Source organism: Christiangramia pacifica (genome assembly GCF_057221535.1).
Genome location: NZ_CM170146.1, coordinates 2963278 through 2983764 on the forward strand (window position 1 = coordinate 2963278; position 20487 = coordinate 2983764).

At 37.4% G+C, this 20487-nt stretch carries 20 protein-coding genes and 1 pseudogene; 16 read left to right on the forward strand and 5 right to left on the reverse strand.

The annotated features are described in order from the left end of the window. The 6 genes from AC2S94_RS13585 to AC2S94_RS13610 all read left to right on the forward strand — a co-directional run bounded on the left by AC2S94_RS13585 (window position 1) and on the right by AC2S94_RS13610 (window position 6699). Window positions 1-753: a hypothetical protein gene (locus AC2S94_RS13585; RefSeq protein WP_484629108.1), complete on the forward strand. Its 753-nt coding sequence runs from the start codon at window positions 1-3 to the stop codon at window positions 751-753. After that, entirely contained in the window at window positions 737-1393 is a 657-nt protein-coding gene (locus tag AC2S94_RS13590) for a P-loop NTPase family protein (protein WP_484629109.1), read from the forward strand. Before AC2S94_RS13585 ends, AC2S94_RS13590 begins: the two co-directional genes overlap by 17 nt. 90 nt (window positions 1394-1483) lie before the next feature. Further along, on the forward strand, window positions 1484-2704 hold the full coding sequence (locus tag AC2S94_RS13595) for a DNA cytosine methyltransferase (RefSeq protein WP_484629110.1): 1221 nt from the start codon (window positions 1484-1486) through the stop codon (window positions 2702-2704). After that, the gene (locus tag AC2S94_RS13600) at window positions 2701-4866 is read left to right on the forward strand and encodes an ATP-binding protein (protein ID WP_484629111.1); all 2166 of its coding nucleotides are present in this window, start codon (window positions 2701-2703) and stop codon (window positions 4864-4866) included. The genes AC2S94_RS13595 and AC2S94_RS13600 overlap by 4 nt, the downstream gene beginning before the upstream one ends. A 4-nt stretch (window positions 4867-4870) precedes the next feature. Then, window positions 4871-6235 (forward strand): hypothetical protein, encoded by a 1365-nt coding sequence (locus tag AC2S94_RS13605; RefSeq protein WP_484629112.1) that lies wholly within the window; start codon window positions 4871-4873, stop codon window positions 6233-6235. 14 nt (window positions 6236-6249) lie between these two features. Continuing rightward, window positions 6250-6699, forward strand: a complete 450-nt coding sequence (locus AC2S94_RS13610; protein ID WP_484629113.1) for a very short patch repair endonuclease — start codon at window positions 6250-6252, stop codon at window positions 6697-6699. Between the two features lie 78 nt (window positions 6700-6777). Here AC2S94_RS13610 and AC2S94_RS13615 read toward each other — a convergent pair whose 3' ends face one another. Next, the gene (locus AC2S94_RS13615; RefSeq protein ID WP_484629114.1) at window positions 6778-7188 is read right to left on the reverse strand and encodes an N-acetylmuramoyl-L-alanine amidase family protein; all 411 of its coding nucleotides are present in this window, start codon (window positions 7186-7188) and stop codon (window positions 6778-6780) included. Window positions 7189-7291: 103 nt separating this feature from the next. On the opposite strand from AC2S94_RS13615, the gene istA reads away from it, so the two are divergent. Both istA and istB read left to right on the forward strand, forming a co-directional pair. Beyond that, window positions 7292-8845 (forward strand): IS21 family transposase, encoded by a 1554-nt coding sequence (istA, locus tag AC2S94_RS13620; protein WP_484629115.1) that lies wholly within the window; start codon window positions 7292-7294, stop codon window positions 8843-8845. Window positions 8846-8869: 24 nt separating this feature from the next. Continuing rightward, a complete protein-coding gene (gene istB / locus AC2S94_RS13625) occupies window positions 8870-9607 on the forward strand; it encodes an IS21-like element helper ATPase IstB (protein WP_484629116.1) in 738 nt (245 codons plus the stop codon). A 67-nt stretch (window positions 9608-9674) separates the two neighbouring features. On the opposite strand, the gene AC2S94_RS13630 is transcribed toward istB, so the two are convergent. Continuing rightward, window positions 9675-9956, reverse strand: coding sequence for an N-acetylmuramoyl-L-alanine amidase family protein (locus AC2S94_RS13630; protein ID WP_484629117.1), 282 nt, complete (start codon window positions 9954-9956; stop codon window positions 9675-9677). Between the two features lie 219 nt (window positions 9957-10175). Between AC2S94_RS13630 and AC2S94_RS13635 the strand changes: the two genes are divergently transcribed. The 8 genes from AC2S94_RS13635 (at window position 10176) to AC2S94_RS13670 (ending at window position 17086) form a co-directional block, all read left to right on the forward strand. Next, window positions 10176-10463, forward strand: coding sequence for a hypothetical protein (locus AC2S94_RS13635; protein ID WP_107013272.1), 288 nt, complete (start codon window positions 10176-10178; stop codon window positions 10461-10463). Between the two features lie 29 nt (window positions 10464-10492). Continuing rightward, window positions 10493-10777 carry a hypothetical protein gene (locus AC2S94_RS13640; RefSeq protein ID WP_484629118.1) on the forward strand — a complete coding sequence of 95 codons (285 nt, stop codon included), beginning with the start codon at window positions 10493-10495 and terminating at the stop codon, window positions 10775-10777. Then, on the forward strand, window positions 10764-13178 hold the full coding sequence (locus AC2S94_RS13645) for a TraG family conjugative transposon ATPase (RefSeq protein WP_484629119.1): 2415 nt from the start codon (window positions 10764-10766) through the stop codon (window positions 13176-13178). Before AC2S94_RS13640 ends, AC2S94_RS13645 begins: the two co-directional genes overlap by 14 nt. Continuing rightward, a complete protein-coding gene (locus AC2S94_RS13650) occupies window positions 13175-13756 on the forward strand; it encodes a conjugal transfer protein (RefSeq protein WP_484629120.1) in 582 nt (193 codons plus the stop codon). The genes AC2S94_RS13645 and AC2S94_RS13650 overlap by 4 nt, the downstream gene beginning before the upstream one ends. Further along, the gene (locus AC2S94_RS13655; RefSeq protein WP_089663765.1) at window positions 13756-14601 is read left to right on the forward strand and encodes a hypothetical protein; all 846 of its coding nucleotides are present in this window, start codon (window positions 13756-13758) and stop codon (window positions 14599-14601) included. Before AC2S94_RS13650 ends, AC2S94_RS13655 begins: the two co-directional genes overlap by 1 nt. A 67-nt stretch (window positions 14602-14668) precedes the next feature. After that, a complete protein-coding gene (locus AC2S94_RS13660; protein ID WP_484629121.1) occupies window positions 14669-15283 on the forward strand; it encodes a conjugal transfer protein TraK in 615 nt (204 codons plus the stop codon). Between the two features lie 11 nt (window positions 15284-15294). After that, window positions 15295-16224: a conjugative transposon protein TraM gene (traM, locus tag AC2S94_RS13665; RefSeq protein WP_026934539.1), complete on the forward strand. Its 930-nt coding sequence runs from the start codon at window positions 15295-15297 to the stop codon at window positions 16222-16224. A gap of 28 nt (window positions 16225-16252) precedes the next feature. Beyond that, the gene (locus AC2S94_RS13670) at window positions 16253-17086 is read left to right on the forward strand and encodes a DUF4138 domain-containing protein (protein WP_484629122.1); all 834 of its coding nucleotides are present in this window, start codon (window positions 16253-16255) and stop codon (window positions 17084-17086) included. A 30-nt stretch (window positions 17087-17116) separates the two neighbouring features. Here AC2S94_RS13670 and AC2S94_RS13675 read toward each other — a convergent pair whose 3' ends face one another. The 3 genes and pseudogenes from AC2S94_RS13675 to AC2S94_RS13685 form a co-directional block, all read right to left on the reverse strand. Next, a complete protein-coding gene (locus AC2S94_RS13675; protein ID WP_484629123.1) occupies window positions 17117-18094 on the reverse strand; it encodes a nucleotidyl transferase AbiEii/AbiGii toxin family protein in 978 nt (325 codons plus the stop codon). After that, window positions 18094-18816, reverse strand: coding sequence for a DUF6088 family protein (locus AC2S94_RS13680; RefSeq protein WP_484629124.1), 723 nt, complete (start codon window positions 18814-18816; stop codon window positions 18094-18096). Before AC2S94_RS13680 ends, AC2S94_RS13675 begins: the two co-directional genes overlap by 1 nt. Before the next feature lie 78 nt (window positions 18817-18894). After that, window positions 18895-20474: pseudogene (locus tag AC2S94_RS13685) on the reverse strand (type IV secretory system conjugative DNA transfer family protein). Window positions 20475-20487: the final 13 nt, after the last annotated feature.

Sequence of the window (20487 nt, forward strand, 5' to 3'; positions counted from 1 at the left end):
ATGAATTATATTAAGCAACTCAACGCGGCTTTTGAAAAGTTCTTTTTTGACGAGCGCCTAAACCCAACCCACATTAGCCTGTATATGGCCTTATTTCAGGAATGGAATAGTAGCCGGTTTGCAGATGTATTTTTTGTAAACCGTAGGGAACTGATGCGCGTGGCTAAGATAGGCTCTAAATCTACCTATCATCGTTGTATCACAGACCTTGATTCATGGAATTACCTCTCTTATTTCCCTTCCAATAATCCGTATAAAGGAAGTAAAATTAAGATGTCCATTATCGGGACAACTGATGAACCGGTTACGGACGACTACGATCCCATATTGGAACAGCTTGCGGAACAGTACTATCCCAAAGATGAACCAGTTGTGTACCAGCACCATCCCAGAAATGGACAAGCTGTGGACCCACACCGTCCCGCCAGTGGACAAGCATTAGTACCTTATATAAACAATACTAAACAAATAAACATTAATAAACAGCCAAAGGGCAGGCAGGCCGTTTTAATTTTTTTTGAAGAAAAAGGATTTAATGCTGATGAAGGAAAAAAATTCTTTGATCATTACCACTCCAATAATTGGAAAACAAGTGATGGAAACGAGGTAAGGGACTGGCAAGCCTTAGCGATCCACTGGATGGATAGAACCGAATTATTCAACGAAGATAACAAGGAAATAAAAAAGAAAGCGTCCCATAATCAGGACAACCTCAAGACTATTAAAACCAAGAATTATGCACAACCCCTCTAAAATAATCGAAGGCGGCGTAGAATATTCTTTAGGCAGGTTTGATGGAAAATCCGTGCAGTATGATTTTCCGAAAATCCTGGTGTATCTGAATGCGAAAGGTAAGCTCCTCTTTGGAGAAAAGTTTAAAATTTACAAAAAGGATAAAGATATCTTATTAAAGCTATGCTCCTACTTCATCAAGGATAAGGAAAATTGCAAAAAATTTGGTATTGACCTGGCTAAAGGACTCTTGCTTTCTGGTCCCGTAGGATGTGGTAAAACAAGTCTTATGAAACTCTTACATTTTTTAGTGCCACATCAACGAAAATATGTTGTGATGCCCTGCCGGAATATTGTTTTTGCCTTTAATCATTTGGGATATAAAACCATAGAAGATTATGGAGAAAGTAGTTTTTTCTGTTTTGATGATATGGGTGTAGAACCTATGGGGCGGCATTATGGAAAAGATTGTAATGTCATCGGGGAAATCCTGCTCTCCCGTTATGATCTTTTTCTTGAAACCAAACTGAAAACCCATGCTACTACTAATTTAAATGCAGAGGAATTGGAAGAGCGCTATGGAAATAGAGTACGCAGCAGGATGCGGGAATTGTTTAATTTGATTGCTTTTGATGAGAAAGCTGGGGATAAGAGGGTATAACTATATGCTTTATTCTATATTAAATATTGTTGCTTTATTTATGTGATTTTTGATGTAATAATTTTATTTTTGAACAACATTAAAATTTTAATGAACTTTATAGACTTATTTTCTGGAGCAGGTGGGCTTTCAGAGGGATTTATCAAAGCAGGTTTTACTCCAATTGCACACGTTGAGATGGATGAAAGTGCTTGTAAAACTCTCGAAACAAGACTTGTATTTCACAAACTTAAAGAAGAGAATAAGTTAGATTTTTATTACGATTATCTTCTTGGATCTCTCCAAAGAGATAAATTTCTACTACGCCACGGTGATGCACACCTTCTAAACTCCGTGATAAATTCTTCCATTGGGGGCTCTAACAATAAGAGTATTTTTAAAAGAATCAATGAAATGGCAGGGAATGCTGATATTGATTTGGTAATAGGGGGCCCCCCCTGTCAAGCATATTCATTAGTTGGTAGATCTAGAGATAAAAACAGAATGCAAGATGATTCTCGAAATTACTTATATAAAGAATACGCTAAATTTCTTAAAGAGTACAGACCTAAATTATTCGTGTTTGAAAATGTATTGGGATTAATTACCGCGAATCAGGGTAAATTCTTTAAGAATATGAAAGCTTATTTTAGAAGGATCGGTTATAACCTTGATTATACCATTGAAACGGCATCCGACTATGGAGTTCTTCAGAATAGAAAAAGGATTATCTTGATTGGATGGAGAAAAGATATAGAATTATCATTTCCCGACTTTGACAAAATCCAAAATAATTGGACTGTTTCTAATATACTAAATGACCTCAAAAAATTATCGCCAGGGGAAGAAAACAATATTACTTACTACAGAGAAATGTCTTCAGAATATCTATCGGCTTTTGATTTAAGAAATGGAGTTGATTTTGTAACTCAGCATGTTGCAAGACCACATAATAAAAGAGATTTAGAAATTTATCGAATTGCAATTGATAAATGGGTAAACAAGTCAGAAAGATTGAAATATAATGATTTGCCAGAAACTCTCAAGACTCATAAAAACAGAACATCTTTCTTAGATAGATTTAAAGTGGTGAATGCGAACGGTTTCTCTCATACAATGGTAGCTCACATTTCAAAAGACGGCCATTATTACATCCATCCCGACGAAAACCAAGTTCGTTCATTATCAGTAAGGGAGGCTGCAAGAATTCAATCTTTTCCAGATAACTTCTATTTTGAGGGTGGAAGAAGTGCGGCCTTTAGACAGATTGGCAATGCTGTCCCGCCATTGATGGCCAGTCAGATTGCTGATAAAATTGTAGAGATTCTATGAGCGAAATAAACAACGATAGTGACAATCAAATTGCAAAACCCGTCAAATTCAAACCAAGAGCTAGGCTATTACTGCAATTAGGAGACCAACTAATTAAAAATGAGAGCATCGCATTAGTAGAATTAGTGAAAAATTCATACGATGCCGATTCCCAGATTGTTAATATTTATATGGAAAATGTTGACGATCCGGAAAATGGCATCATCATCATTGAGGATGATGGATATGGAATGAGTCCGGATACTGTGGAAAATGTTTGGCTCGAGCCAGGTAGTGATTTCAAATCGAAGAAAATAGAAGCTAATGAGAGTTCTCCAAAATTTAATAGGTTACCGATTGGAGAGAAAGGAATTGGCAGATTTGGTGTTCATAAGTTAGGAAATATTATTGAGATGACTTCAAAAGCTGATGAAGCAAATGAGGTCTATGTAAAAATTGATTGGAGAGATTTTGAAAAACACAAATATCTTGAAGATGTACCAATCTCAATTATTGAACGCTCTGAACCAAAATTATTTAAAGATGGAAAGACCGGAACAAGTATATCTATACAAAACTTACGGGAAAATTGGACTCGTGGGATGGCAAGAGATGTAAAACGGTCTATAACCGCCTTGGCATCTCCTTTTTCCAAAAATGATTCATTTAAGCCATCCTTCGAGGTTCTTGATAAGCCATCTTGGTTTGATGGTTTGTTAAAATGGGAAGATGTAAAAGACTATTCCCTATTCAATTTTCGTGTTGAAATAAAAGGCACGAAAATAGATAGTTTTAACTACCGATTTACCCCTTGGGATACAATGACAAAATTATTTCCCACATCGGTCGATGACTCAAATGAATTGGTTAATAATTTTAAAACTCTAACCTATCCCAAAGGTTTTAATGAAAAAGAAGGAAATACCATAAATTTATCATCACATAAAATCGGAACAATAGTTTTCGAAGGCTTTATATTTGACCAAGATGCATTTGTGCTTAAGCTCGGGGTTTCGGACAAAACTGGTTTCAAAAAATATCTGAAAGAAAATGGTGGTGTCAGGGTATTTAGAGATGGGCTTCGTGTATATGATTACGGAGAACCTGAAAACGACTGGCTGGATCTTGATCACAGAAGATTTCAACAACCAACTAAAAGTATAAGTAATAATAATATACTAGCCGCTATTTCACTGGAAAGAGAACATAGCAGTGGGCTAGTAGAAAAGACAAATAGAGAAGGGTTTGTAGAAAACGACGCATATAGGGCTTTTAGAGCTAGTATATTACACGTTATACATTTAATTGAAACCCTGAGATATCCTGACAAACAGAAGCTGAGAGAAACTTATGGGCCTACACCTAAAACCTCTCCAATTAAATCAACGCTTTCAGAAGCAAAGAGTTTTGTAGAAGAAAAAGTTAAAGATACTTCTGTTAAAAAACGGATTATAAAATACTTTAATAAAATTGAGAGTGATTACAAGACGTTAAGTGAAAATTTATTAAAAGCCGCCGGAGCCGGCCTGAGTATGTCTGTAATTGTACACGAAGTTGAAAAAATAATCTTCGAGGTTACAAAGGTCCTCAAAAAAGAAGATGCTTCAGAAAGAGTCTTGAGATTAGTGGAGCATCTTTCCTCGTTGATTGACGGTTATGCTGAAATTATAAGGAAGTCTGGTAAAAGTTTTGAATCAATAATTTCAATAATCACCCAAGCGCTGTTCAATACAGAATACAGATTGGAATCACATAATATCTCAATCGTCAGAGCCTATGAAAATTTTAACGGAACAGCTAAAATCACTGTACCTAAAAACCTTCTCATTGGCAGCCTCATGAATTTAATTGATAATTCAATTTATTGGCTTGATCAGAAAAAGATTAAATCTTTAGAGAAAGACCAGCCCTTTACTAAGAAAATATTAATTGATGTGATTGAGGATAAAAATTTCATCAATCTTTTGATATGTGATAATGGTACTGGGTTTTTAATTCCTACTGAAAATATCACTGAACCATTCGTTTCCGCAAAACCGGGTGGTATGGGTCTGGGACTTCACATTGCTACTGAAATCATGGAGTCTCAAGGTGGAAGGCTACACTTTCCAGAAAAAGGAGATTTTGAAATACCTGAGGATTTTAGTAACGGTGCTTGCGTTGTTCTATCTTTTAAAAAATGATTTTATGATAATACCTCTTAACGGGCGAATTACAATTATTGATGATCAAATCAAGCACGCCAGACCATTAATGACTGAACTTTCAAGAAAACAAATACCCTTTACATATTATTCAGGAGATTATGATTCTCTTCCAGAAGAAACAAGTAATCCAAATGATACCAGAGTAGTATTTTTAGACATAAACTTAATCGATGATAGCGAGCACGAGAATAAAGTCCTTAAGGCAAGGTTGGTACCTGTTTTAAAAAAAGTTATTGCAAAAAATAATCATCCTTATGTTCTAATATATTGGAGTAGACACGAGAGGCACAAAAACCTAATAGAGGATGAAATTTTTGACGAGGACCTGAAAGATAGAGCGCCTATAGCCTACCTTTCAGCAACTAAATCAGATTATTTTGATTTTGATGGTTCTAAAACCGAAGATTTTGATGAAAAAATAGTCTCTTTATTTCAAAGGATTGAAAAGGAAATTTCGAAATCTCCTGCTTATAGTTACTTACTTGAATGGGAAAATAAAGTTCATTTATCTGCTGACAGGACACTCCAGAGTGTTTTTAATGCAGATATAACAATGAAAGACTGGAATAATAATGCAAATTATATTTTCTCTTCACTAGGATTGGCATTTCTGGGAAAGCATTTTTATATAGCTGAAGTGGAGCATAAGATTAATGCTGGAAATTTAGCCCTATCCTCGATTCTTCGAGATAATTTAGAACATTTCATATTTAACAGTGGTGTGTCGAATGTTCAGGAATTAGAATTTGATAGGGAGGATGCGAACCCTAATATGTCAAATATTAATTTTAATTTAAATATTTCAAGGGATGTTAAGGATATTTCTGAATCTGGTGTGATTATTGAATTTCAAGAAGAGGAATCTAGCTTTAAGCAATTATTGCATAAATTGATTTCATTCTTTGGTCTTAAAATGAAAATTAAAAATAATAAACCGGATATTTCGGAACAAATATTGAAAAAAGAAGCTGAATCTGAACACAAAAGAATTCGTAGCGAGATAAAGAAAAAATGGAAAAAAATAGGAGTTGTAGTTACTCCAGTTTGTGATTTTGCCCAAAGAAATAAAATTTATGATCGTGTTGTGAAAGGTTTATTGATTCCCCTAGATTATGCTGAATATGTGGAAAATTCATCTGAAGCTATATTTACTCTGCCCTTTGATTTAGTGTGGGATGAGAAAGAATATATTTTGGTACTGGATTTTAGATATTTTATCACCTGCGATTTAAATAAAGAAGAAGTTATTCCTCTTTTTCGCCTAAGACAAGAATTACTTTCGGAAATACAATCCAGGCTCTCAAGACATATTAATAGACAAGGAATTCTAGTTCTCCAAAAATAAAATGAATGGTTACTATGGATGTACACACAAAAGAACAGCGCTCAAGAAATATGAAAGCTATTAAAAGCACAGGGACAAAACTGGAGTTAAGGCTGAGAAAAACTCTATGGCATATGGGATATCGATATAGAAAAAATGACAAAAGAGTTTTTGGAAAACCTGATATTTCATTTAAAAAATACAAAGTAGCAATTTTCATAGATAGTGAGTTTTTTCACGGAAAGAATTGGGAAACTGCTAAGCATAAAATCCGATCTAATAAGGAATTTTGGTACAAAAAAATTGAAGGTAATATCCAGCGTGACCGAAAAGTTAATGATCGGCTAATTGAAGATGACTGGACTGTTCTCAGGTTCTTAAGCAAAAAAATAGAAAAGAACCTTGAAGAGTGTATCAATGAAATATCAAAAGTGATAGCTAAAAAAAAGCAAACTTGCCCTTATAACTTTACCATTTTTTTATAAAGTTATCGTAGGCTATAATTAATTCTTTCAAACATTTTATTATTCCAATTCTCAACTCTCTCATTTCCTTCAAATTTTTTAATAAAACTTTCCCAAAATTGTAAGCGCCAAAGCTTTTATCGATTCGGTTTTTCTATAGTACCTACACTCATCCATATTACTCAAAAACCCCAATTCCAATAGAATAGAAGTGCAATAGCCCATTATTTCTCGCAATACCTGAAAATTTCCAAACTTCACTCCCCTACTCTCAAAACCCAAATTATTATTTAATTCAACTTGTATTAGAAACGGAAGCCAGGTAGATTCATCTGAATACTTAGATATAGCATTAGCTACATAAATTTCAATACCTCTGGCATTTGGATTGTCCGAATGATTACAATGCAGAGAAATAAAAATGTCAGCTTTTAGGTGGATATAACGGATCAAATTGTGCCAGTGATTTCGGTCGGTTAGTGCCAGGCATTTCGGTTTAAACTGTGCCACTGTCGAACTTATAACGTTTCGTTTTGTGCCACCTATTTCGGTTCTATTTGTGCCACTTTAAAAGATCAGGTAAATAATACCTTGTCGCTTAAAAACAAGCGATATGGCCAATACACTTGATCCAATGGACTTAAAACAAATCATTTCTTTACATCTCGATGGGTTTAGCAACCGTAAAATAGGCACCACCCTTGGGATCTCTCGCAATACGGTAAATAATTACATGCGTTTGTTTAATGCCAGTGACTATTCTTGTAAAGAACTGTTGGCCTTCGACAATGCAGCTTTAGAAGTGCTTTTTCCTTCCCACACCACGATTGACAATGCGCGCTATAAGGAACTTATGCTCTATTTTGAGGGGGTCAATAAGGCCCGGAATCATCCTGGATTTACCTTTCTATACCATTACCAGGAATATGTACAGCAGGCCAAAGATCCTTATGGGTATACCCAGTTTATGGAACATTACTGGCGTAAATATGCCAGGGAGAAGGGGTCGATGAAGCTTGAGCATGATCCTGGGAAAGAACTATTTATTGATTTTGCGGGGAAGAAACTCCATATTATTGACAAGGAAACTGGGGAGATGATCCCGGTAGAAGTATTTGTAGCCATCCTTCCCAATAGTCAGTACACCTATGTGGAAGCCTGCAGGAGTCAAAAACGGGAAGATCTGATTAACTGTTGCAGGAATGCGCTGCAGTTTTATGGAGGAGTGCCCAAGGCCATCGTATCGGACAATCTAAAATCTGCTGTGACCCGGGCCAGTAAGTACGAGGCCGACATTAACCGGAGCTTTAAAGATTTTGCCCGGCATTACAACTGCGTGATCAATCCTACGCGGGGATATGCTCCCCAGGACAAAGCTTTGGTGGAGAATGCGGTAAACCTTGCCTACCAGCGCATTTATTATCCGATCCGGGAGATGCGCTTCTTCTCTTTGGAAGACCTGAACCGGGAGATAAAACGCTTGCTGGAGCGCTACAACAACCTGTTGTTCTCTCGCAAGGAAGCCAGTCGCCGGGAACTGTTCCAATCTGTGGAGCGGGAATATCTAAAACCCTTGCCAGAGATGGCTTATGAGCTCAAAGGCTATCGAAGGGCTAAAGTTCAGAAAATGGGCTATGTATACTTCTCCCCGGATAAGAGCTACTACAGCGTGCCCTATCGCTACATCGGAAAAGAAACCACGATCCATTACACCAGCACCGCAGTCGAAGTCTATTACTATCATCAGCGGATCGCCCTGCACCAGCGCAACTCCTCCAAAGGAAGCTACAATACCAATAAAGATCACCTTAGCAGTACCCATAAATTCTATAGCGATTGGAGCCCAGAATTTTTTAAGAAGAAAGCGGCTGTGCATGGTAAGCATGTACTGGGCTGTGTAGAGAAAATAATGAACGGGGTGGACTATCCGGAGATAGGCTACAAACGAGCTATGGGCGTGATCCAGCTCCATAAGTCTTATGGCACTGAGCGTCTGGACAACGCCTGTAAAAGAGCTCTTCAGGCAGATGCCGCTACCTACCTGCGCATCAAGAATATCCTGAAGAACAACCTGGATAAAAGCTCCCTGTTCTACCAGGACCTGGAAGAGGATAAATCCCATATCCCCAATCACGATAATATCCGGGGAGCCTCGGCATATCAATAACGTATCATTTAAATCCAATGAAATATGAACAACAATCAGACTATTGAAAAACTTAAACAAATGCGCCTGGGGGCTATGGCCCAGTTGCACCTGCAACACATAAAGGACAACCGCATAGAAAACATCACTGCCGACGAATACCTGGCACTACTGACCGACCACCAATGGGAAGACCGGCAGAACAGGAAGATAGATCGGCTATTAAAGCAAGCAGGGTTCAAGCAACAAGCCAGCCTTGCCGATGTGAACTACACCCAAAACCGCAACCTGGACAAGAATATGTTCACCCGCCTGGGAACCCTGGATTTTATCACCAGGAAAGAAAATATTATTCTTACCGGGGCTTCCGGGGTAGGCAAAAGTTATTTGGCCCAGGCTTTAGGATATCAGGGATGTATGATGGAATATAAAACCATCTACACCAATACCGCCCGACTTTTAAAAAAATTAAAACTCAGTAAAGTGGACGGAACCTACCTTAAAGAATTAGGGAAACTCCTGAAAGCAGATTTACTGATCCTAGACGATTTTGGTCTGCAGAGCTTTGATAACCACGCCAAGGAAACTCTAATGGATATTATTGACGATAGGTATAATAAAGCTTCTACTATTATCTCCTCTCAGATACCAGTATCGGCATGGTATGATATTATTGGCGAAGGAACCATAGCCGATGCTATTTTGGATAGGATCGTGAACTCCTCGCATCGAATAGATCTTAAAGGAGAGTCATTAAGAAAAGGAGCTTTAAAAAACGAGTAAGAATAATTTTTTATATAATTGCAGTATCTTTTAAAGTGGCACTGTTTGACCGAAACAGGTGGCATCATCACTCCGAAATAGCCATTAGGGACTTGGCCAGCTTAGTTCTATCAGATAACGAAATTAAGGTATCACTATAGCGGGTTAAATAAATATCGAAAGGATCTTCTATATTTCTATTGAGCTTCAAAATTTCCTTCGCAATATTCAGCACCACATTCTTTTCTTGGATACCATCTATTCCAATGGCAACTGAATCTTTTCCGCAATGTTCGGGATCTCTAACTATTATTTTCTGATTAGATATTTCCTGCCAGAAAATGACACACATTTTCAAGAGCAAAATCATAAAACTGACGTTTTGAGTGTTTTCTAAATTTTCAATTTTCAGGTTATCAACAACTTACCCATTGATATTCATAGAATTTAATGCCAAATAATAATAACGGAATTCAAATAAAACCAAATAATATTTTATTCACAAATAACTGATTTTCAATTATTTAAAACTATTAATGTGTAATTTTTCTTTAACGAAAACAACATCAAAAATCTAAACTTTTCCGTTATGAAAAAATCAATCTTTTTGGCAACGTTTGCTTCCCTACTTTCAACATCACTTTTTGCACAGATTGGGGGAATTGAAGATTCCGTTAATGATGTTTCTGATACTATTAGGAGCATCTTCCCTATTATCCTGGGGGTCATCTTCCTTATTGGGTTTCTATTTAATGCTGGTCATTTCTTTGGAGAAAATTCTGATCTCAAAAAAGGAATCACCAGGGTCCTGGTCTTTGTTCTCATTGCCGGCGCTGTCGTAGGTATTTTTTCCTATCTGATCACCATTGTAGTATAAGATCCTGAAGTAATAATGAACTAAACGTTATGAAAAAATTTGAGATCTATAGAAATATGAGAAAGAAGGCAATCATTTTTGGATTGCCTTTATCCCTGTTCGCACTGATGATGGTATCCATAATAGCTTCTCTTCTGGTCGTCATCTTTTCTTTCAGTTTTGGGATTATTAGTGGGGTATTCCTTTTCAATTCGGTTTTATACATCGCCTTGATCAGGTCAGTGAATAATCCTCAGGTATTTCATGTGGCCAAAGTATTCCCAAAAATCATAAGTAATAAAAAAAATTCCGGCTTCGACTATGAAAAAGATTAACCTATCGGCCCATCATCCAATTGCAGATATTCTAGACAATATCATTTTTGCCAACAATGGTAATGTGGTTTTGTGTTATGAAGTATTCTTACCAGAGATATATTCCCTATCAGAAAAAGATTTTGAAGATATACATGGAGCATGGTTTCAGGCACTTAAATCACTACCAGTAGGAACTGTTGTCCATAAGCAGGATATTTATTTAAAGACAGCCTATTCGTGTGAGAAATTACCACGCGAATCCTTTTTAGAAAAAGCTACCCATGATCACTTCAAAGGAAGGGAATATATGCAGCATCGCAGTTTTCTCTTTTTTATCCTGCCCAAAAATAAAGCCCTTAATAACTCCAAATATGTCAATCCGTTTAGAAATATCTCAAAAGCAATTGTTAGGGAATTGGATGATACTATACAGAGCTTTACAGCTGCAGTGAGCGATTCGGTTTCATTTATCAATAACAGTCGCAAAATAGAACTCGTTCCGCTGGAACGGAAAGAAATAGAGAACCTGACCAACAGCTATTTCAATGGTTTCAATGAAGGTTTTGATACCGATATTCTATTAGAAAAAGGGGAAGTAAATATTGGTGAAAATTATTTTGACACCCTGGCCATCAACAGTGAACTATGTTTTGGCGAAAGTGTTCAAAGTAGCAAGACCAATGAAAAATTCACTTCAGACGATTTTGTATTCCATCAGGGATTTATCGATGGTTTAGGGCTCACCCTGAATGAGAATCATATGATAAACCAGATCATATACCTGGACGATAAACATAAATGGCGCAGGCTGCTGGATAAAAAAGTGGAGGAATTAAAAAAGAGTTCCAATTTCGGATCTCAAAACAAAATAGTACTGGGGAAAATACAGGATACCCTTGATCGGATCAATGGGGACGAAAACTCCAGAATCATACGCGGTCATCTAAACATCATCTATTGGGATCGGGAAGCTAAAAATCTGGATAGGATTGCTTCCAAAATAAAAACCGAATTCAAAGAGCTGGACATTCTGCCCTACTACCCCGGAGGTGAAGAACGTAAAAATTATATACTAAACAGTTATTGCTGTTTTTCGTCGAATTTCTCCAATGAAGATCTCTATGTAACTGATTTAAAACATGCCCTGTGCCTGTTTATTAATAATACAAATTATAAGACTGATCCTACAGGTATCATCTTTAATGACCGGGAACATAATATCCCTGTACTTAAAGATGTCTGGGACGAGAAAAAGAAACGGATCAAAGCTCGGAATTTTGCCATTTTTGCTCCCACTGGTGAAGGCAAATCCTTTTTGGCTAACAACATCCTGAGACAATATTTTGAAAGTGGGATACGCCTGGTCATTATTGACCTGGGAGGATCCTACACTAAATTTGCTAAACTATATCCGGGACAATATACTGTCCTTCGCTACGAAAGCGGAAAGAGTCTAGGTATCAATCCTTTCTACATCAATAATAAAAATGATCTAAGCCCGGAACGTCTGGAAGATTTGTCGGTATTCCTATTCGAATTATTTGCTTCTGATCTGAAAGTAACCAAAGCGCAGTCGGTTTCCATTAAAAAGATATTACGCCACTATTATATAAACACACCTGGGAATCATTCTTTGGATAGCTTTTATCACTTCATCGAAAGCAACCAAAAAGAGCTGTTGAGCAAACTCAAAATCCATCCCGACTACTTCAACATTACGAACTTCTTACATATCATGTCGGAGTATGTTGGCGATGGTCTATATAGTTTCCTATTTGAAGTGAGCGAAGATCAGACCTATAAAATCGAGGATAAACGTCTGATCGTTTTTGAACTGGATGAAGTAAAGGATAACAAGGTAATCCTTTCGGTAATGTTGAAGCTGATCAAGTCGGCTATACAAAGAACCATATGGAAGAATCGTTCGGAAAAAGGAATCATACTTTTTGATGAATTTGCCAAACAGCTAAAATTTGAGAACGTACTAGAGAGCGTAGAATTTTATTATCAGGCCATCCGTAAACAGAATGGTGCTATCGGGATCATTCTGCAATCCATTAACCAACTACCTAATAATTCCACTTCGGCGAGTATTCTGGAGAACACACAGGTAATTTACAGCCTTCATAACGAAAAAGGATATGAAGAGCTGGTAAGACGTTTAAACCTCTCCAAACATGATCTTAACCAGTTAAAATCTATTAAGAACAACCTTACCGGATCCAGAAAATACACAGAGATCTTTATAAAGATTGGAAAACAAAGCAATGTGTTCCGTCTCGAGGTACCCATGGAAGTTTATGCGGCATATCTGACTGACGGGTCAGAAAATGACAGCATCATGGCGCTTTATGACCAACAAAACTCCATGGAAAAAGCAATTACAGAATTTATTAATCCTAAAAACAAGAAATCATGAAAAAGCAAACTCAAACTTTGATTGTAGTAATGGCTATAGCCTTATTATTGCCTGCACGCGCTGCGTGCCAGGGAATGCCCGTTTATGATAATACCAATTTTATCAGTCTGGTAAAATCCCTTGTAGAATCTGCAAAACAGACGGCCAACCTGGTAAAGACGGTTAATTTTCTAAAAGCTCAAAAAGAGAATATAGAAAAGGTCAATAGTGTCATCCAGGATCTACAGGCTGTTCGGGAGATCGGACGAAATAATCAGCGATTGATCAGCGTCATGCAGAATGACCTTCGAGACATTCTGGATTCTCCGTATATCGAACCCGATGAAGTAACCAGGGTCACAGAATCCTTTGATGCCGTGGTAGAAAATTCCCTGGCAACCATGGATTTTATCGATGAGATCTTATCCAGTGACCATTTAAAAATGAGTGATGCCGAGCGAGCCGAGGTACTAAAACAAAAAGAACTGAAAAGCCAGGAAATGGTGAATGATGTGCGCTTGAAAACCAGGCGGTATCAGGACATCATCTCGTTTCGGAAGATGCAGGACAGGATCAATAACCGGGAAACTGCTTTTTAATGACAGCTGGTGCCATCATATCCGCAGTAGGTCTGGAATATATTGATACTGTGTTCCAGACGATTCAGAGTAGTGAGTTTTCCCAATACACTATAGTAGGAATGAAAACCTTAGCTGTTTTATTTTTCCTGGTCAACATTCTGAAGAAATATAATGAGGGTGTAGCGGAAAAGGATGGATATACGTGGGGGCTTAGTCCTGGTGAACTAGCTAAGAACTTTGCCGTGGTATTGCTGGTTATTTTCTCTACTCAGATTTTAGGATTTTTCGATGGGATCCTGGTAGCCATAGAGAACCAATACCGTGAAACTGCTCCTGCCCTCCTCCCCTTACAAATGCAGGAGATCCCGATCGAAGAAGATGTATCCGCACTGGACGCGATGCGCAAAGCCATGGCCTTATTATATGAAGCACTGGTCACTCCATTATATGGTTTTAAAACTTTTGCCTTTCTGATCAGCCTGTTTTTATGGATCCTGGATCTGTTCATTTATCCCCTTTTCCTTGCGGAGCGCTATTTTATCCTGGGAATCATGCAGGCTTTCTTCCCTTTGATCCTTAGTCTTTCGGTATTTGAGAAATTCCGTTCGATGGCCTATAGCTTTTTCAGATTATATGCGGGAGTATATATGCTTGTTCCTGCTTTTTTTCTGGTCAATGTATTTATTAACGCGCTATATACGGAGATCAACACCAACTTCTGGCAGAACCTTTTCGGAACCGATTTCGGGAGTAATTTCTTTGCTCCGGTGGTGGAACTTGGATCGATTGGTTTTATCGTCTTTTTAAAATTCAAATTATACCGTCGCGCCATCTCCTTTACCCTGAGGTTATTTACCAGCTAAAACCTTTGCCAGTTATGGAAAAGATAGATCAGAATAAGCAGATGCAAAAACACTAAACACAAAAACTATGAAAACTCCTTATAAAGATATTTATACCGTCTTAAAACTCAACCGATTTATTGTATTAGCAATTGTTATAAGCGCACAAATATTTAGTGCTTTTGCCCTCTGGGTCACCTTCACAACGAATAAAAAAGCGTTGAACTCTGCTTTTGCCATTAACAATGACGGGAGTATTATTCCCTTAAAACTAGTCACTCAAAAAGAAAATTTCCAGGTGGAAGCATTAGCACATTTAGACCTGTTCCACATTTACTTCTACAACATTGACGCCACCAATTATGAGAAAAACCTTGAAAAGGCATTATGGTTTGGTAATGGTTCTATTGCCGATCTATATCGCCAGAAAAAAGCCGATGGTGTTTATAATCGCCTGCTTCAATATTCATTGGTACAAAAGGTCATCAGTATCGAATCGGACATCGAAGAAATGGATGATCATTACAGATTTAGAACCAAGACCATTTTTGAAATCAACAGAGGCTCTATTGTGGACACTTATGAACTTATTTCCACAGGAAAACTTATAGCGGTAGACCGGCATTTTCCAAATAATCCACATGGTCTTTTGATCACGGATTACTTTGAAAACAGTCTGAGAAAAATCGTTTCCGAATCTTAAAACATATTATGATGAAAATAGAAAAGAATAAGATCGTGGTTGGGAGTATCATCGCTATCACCATCATTTTTTTGATCTCTTATACGATCATGATCACAGGTGATGATCAAGATGAGGACAAGAACCTAAAACAAACAACGGTTCCAGAGCTGCAGGAAGATCCACCTTCCTATGATTCGAAACTGGATGCCATCAACGATTTAAAAGAGGTAAGGGAGACCAATGTCCCCAGTATTTATGATGAAAAACTGATGGATTCTCTGGGTTATTACGATGCAGAACTTCCCGAAAAGGAAAAACAGCACATCATCGATAGTATATATTTTTTGGGAGAAAGAAGGTATGCGGAAGTAAGTGCGGTGGCTGCCCGGTCTAAAAAATCAATTCCCAGGAAAATTCAAAGGACAGATACTTCAGCAATTCGGGAGGAAGTGAAGATCCAGGCTAAAGAGATGGGACTGGAGCACCAGCTTTTCTTTGCATCCAATCCTAAATCAAACAACATTGCTGCTTCTGAAACTACCGATTCGGAAATTTTAGCTGTAGTCGATGGTACCCAGGTAGTCAGGTCTAATTCCCGGCTCCGTTTACGGCTATACCAGGATGCTACTATCAGCAATAAGCCGATCCCAAAGAATACCCCCATTTTTGGTTTTGTAAGTTTTCAGCCTAACCGGGTGCTTATCGAAATAGAGAATTTAAAACATCAACCAACCGCATTAAAAGCTTTTGATCTACAGGATGGAAGTGAAGGTATTTATGTGGAAAATAATTTTCGTGAGGAAGCCACTACCGAAGTCCTGGATGATCTTTTAGGAGAGATCAATATTCCCAGTGTGCCACAGGTAAGTGGTATAGGCCAGCTCTTAAAAACCAAAAATCGTAATGTAAAAGTTACGGTCCTGAATAACTATAAACTCATATTAAAACCAGGCTTATAAACACCTGGTAAAAATTAAATTCTATGTCATGAAAACATATCTTCTTATTTCCGCGATCATTCTAACAGGTACCCACCTCTATTCTCAAAAGGCAGAACGGCTGGATACGATTTTCGCCAATGAGCACAAAAACGTAGCCTTATTTTTTCCACAGCCTATCAGCCAGGGTATTACAGGTGCCAGCCATTTTGTTTTTAGCCATAATAGAGAAAGACAACAATATTTCGGCTTATTACAGGCTAAACCAGGGACTGAGAGTAATCTTCTGGTAATAGATGCTGGAGGTTCGGTGTACTCTTATATCCTTAAGTATAGGAAGGATCTCTCCAGATTAAACTATTTTATCCAGGGTACAGAACGTATAGGCAATGCAAAGCCTGATCGACCAGACCCTGCTAAGAAAGTAGAACCAAAAAGAAATCAGTTCGACAGAGATACTCATTATCAAAGTTTTGGTTCCTATCTCTTACGTAAAAAGGAGCGGATTGGCAGATTAAAGAAAAGAAACCAGGGCATCATATTAAGTGTTGAAAATATAGTTTTTAACCAGAACGAATTGTATTTTGTAATTCAGATTGAGAACCAATCCAGCCTGGATTATAATGTCAATTTTCTAAATCTGTCTGTGACTACCAGGCAAAAGGGAAAGAAAAAATCGATGCAATCCCTTAAAAAAGACCCTGCATTCGCCTATAAAGCTCCTACGAAAATTAAAAAAGGTCACACTGCTCGATTGGTGTATGTATTTCCTAAGTTTTCTCTGAGTAACGACCGGCAGGTATTACTGGAGCTCAACGAAGGAAAGGGTGAAAGGGATGTGGTTTTAAAGATTTCTCATCGATTTATAAATAATCCTAATTGAAAACCAACTGACTATCCGAAATCAGGATTTTTAGATAGACCACTTTATATCTTTTAGTCTGGATCCGATATTCATCAAAGATTGCAATACTTCTTTGTCGTTTGGTAGTTCTCCGGTTAGTAATTCCCTGAATTGACCATTATAAGTTGGACTTAAACTTTCCCAAACCTTCTCGGTATTTTTAAAAAACAAGGATTCTAACGGGTGTTTGGACAACCATTCTTTATCTGTGGGAATAGCTTTATCATCATCTTTCCCTACCTGCAAAAGCATTACTTCAAAATCATCTGATTTTAGGAATAACGAAATTTTATACTCCTGCAGTAACTGGTGTAAATCGTAGGTATGTCGGATCTTATTTTTTAAATCCTCTAAAGGATTCTCCGTATATGAAAATCTTACCAGGCTAATGATTTTTTCGCAAAAGGTTCGTTCGATGCTTATTGCCGTTAAATTAAAAGGTTCAAGTTGATATTCTTTTATAAGGTCCTGATTGTTTGTGGTCGCAATAAACTGTGTGATCATTGAATGCACGCTGACTTTTTGTGACGGGTAAGATCTGCCTAAGCTGGAAACTTCCAAAACAATCTGGTCCCGAACCTGCCCATATATACCTTTTACCCCTACTTTATCATAACCGTACACCAACTTTCTAATCTTGCCTTTTTTATTTTCTAGGGGGTGATCAGGAACAAGCTTCATTTCTGATTCCAAAACACTGGTGACCTTCTTAAGTTTTCTTTTTAAAGAGTTATCTGTTTCTCCATCCTCTTTTATGACGACGAGATCAATATCCTCGGAAAACCGTTGAATGATACCGTAACATTTAGACAGCGAAGTGCCTCCCTTGAAAACAGCAATATCTTTGGAGTTGGGATCCGTAAAGATGATTTTAAGGGCAAAGGTCACCCAATAATCTTTTTCCACATAAATTTCAGAAATTCCGAAATGTTGGGTAGTGGCCACGATGGCACCTTCAAAAGCGGCTTTATAGTGATGTAATGTCATTAAGAAATATTCCAGTTTGAGATTGTAGGTAAGATGCTTTTAGATAAGCCAAATTTATAAGTACTCAGATAATTGATACTGTCTTTTAGTGATGTACTGAGGGAATTTAAAGAAAGAGCTTCAAGGATGGCACCTAACAGTGCTCTCACCTTTGGAGGATATGCTTTGGCAATAGCAATCAGTTTATTTTTCTCTACATCAGTAAGCTCCTGAATTTTTTTCCTTAAAAAGGTGATTCCCCTTTTTTTATCCATATCCGGAATATTTTTAAAATCTTTTATAACGTCTAATAATTGAAGTAACGATACATTGTTTTCTTCAACGGGCACATACGCTTTTGCAGGTTTAATGACAAGATTACCTATTTTGGCTTTGATCTCTTTGTTACCTGCTACCCTTACCACATTCGATATTTGAGTTGTCAATCCCAGTTCATTGTATAGTCGCAATCCGGTAACGTATGCAATCTGTTTGTCCTTTTCAAAGAGATACAAGTCAAGTAGTGTAGTTTCTCTGGGCATTAATTCCCCAAAAGCAGTTTGTTTAGGTTTGTAATATACCCCATTTTTATATCTCCTGATTACATCATCCTCAACTAATCGGCTTAATGCCTTTGCAGCAGCAAGGAATTCATTTGGAGGAATTCCAAGGGTATCATAGGTAAAAACCTCTCCTGAATCTAACTTATTAATTTTACTTTTAATGGAGGCTGCAATATTCATAGTACCGCAAAGATAATCTTAAAACTGAATTATGTCAAGTTTTTTCTGGTTTTTACTTGACAAATATTTTTATTGTAATTATTTAAAAATTGATTTAGCTTCCTGATAAATTCTTTCGAAATTCATTTCCAAATCGGTGGAAGAGAACTCTTTAGCTGCTCCAGGAAGCTCTCTTAAAATCTTTTGTAATTTAAACTGTACTTTTTGTCCTTACCATCAGCATAGGTAATAAACTCACCCTGTTTCAATCGAAAGAAAACATCTGCTCTAATTTTCGGAATTTCATTTTCCCCGGTAATCACTCGTGTATCGAAATTCAGATTATGGCCACTACTCACACTCTTAGTAGGATCCTTTATAATCTCAAAGAAACGTTCATAATATTTCGCGGTGTCAGGATCATTTGCCTTCCCAAAGAACTGGTAAGACAGATTGCTTAGTATAGCTTTACTGGCCTTATCTCCGTACATCATGTCATTCTGGATCTTATCCTGCATCACATATACAGTAGCAATATCATAACTTCTTAAAGTAGCCGGAATGCGGTGCATATTCAGTAATCGTAAGGTAGGTGCTTCTTCCATCAATAGAAATGACGGATTGGAATTACGTACACTCATTTGTTTGGTAATGGTATGGATGATGGCTGCAATTACCGCAGAATAGGAAGATTCAAATTTAGGGTTATTCACAACGGAAATTACTGCGGGGTTTTCGGGATTATTTATATTTAAAGGAACGTCATCTGCAGACAGGGCCATAAATATACTTTGGGTACTGATCCGTTTTAGGGCATTAGCCAGGGTACTCTTTACCCCTGCAGTCTGTCTTTCTGAATCTTTACCGCTAATAAAGGCATCTGCCATCGCCCTGGAGGTCCTGTTCGAATCCAGGAAAGCTATAAGGCTCTCTGTGTCCAGAAACTGGTATATCGCTATTAAATGGGGTAATGTACAATATTGTGGATAGGATATTTTCAATTTCCAGATCATCCCTCCTATTAAACCTTCTGCAGCATCATTAAAGAATTTTGTGGTTCCACTTGTGCCTGATTCTTTTTGCTCTAATAGATTTTCAATAAGGACTCTGGAAATTTCATTGACGCTCTCTTCATTTTCCAGATAGCGGGGTGCAATCGGATTGACCCGGTGGATAATTTTATCAAAGGAGATGATCTTAAAAGGAATATCTGAATCCTTAAAAAGCGGATAAGCCATTTCGGTAAGTTCAAAATCCTTATAATCATGGATTACTCCACAAAAATTGTATTGCTGAAAATGCTTTAGAAAACCGTAGACCACACTTTCGGTTTTTCCACTACCGGCAGACCCGATGACAGATGCCCCGCGTTTGATATTAGCAATTTTAAAATCTTTCCCACTGGTTTTAAAATTTACCTGATACATCCTTGCAACCTTATCCTTTATTTCAGTGGAATGACAGAAAACATAGAAAACTGTATTGATTAGTAACAACGGGCAACCCACACACAGTAGGCCTTCTGTAATCATCTGGGGATAAAAGTAGTAAAGAATAAACCCTATTAGCAAAAGGGAATTGATCAAAAATGCATATCTGGAAATACGGTATAGACCGAAAAAAAGCAGACTGCAAAAAGCGACGATTATGGTGGTATTTACAATGTTGAATTCTTCCATTTCATTTATATTA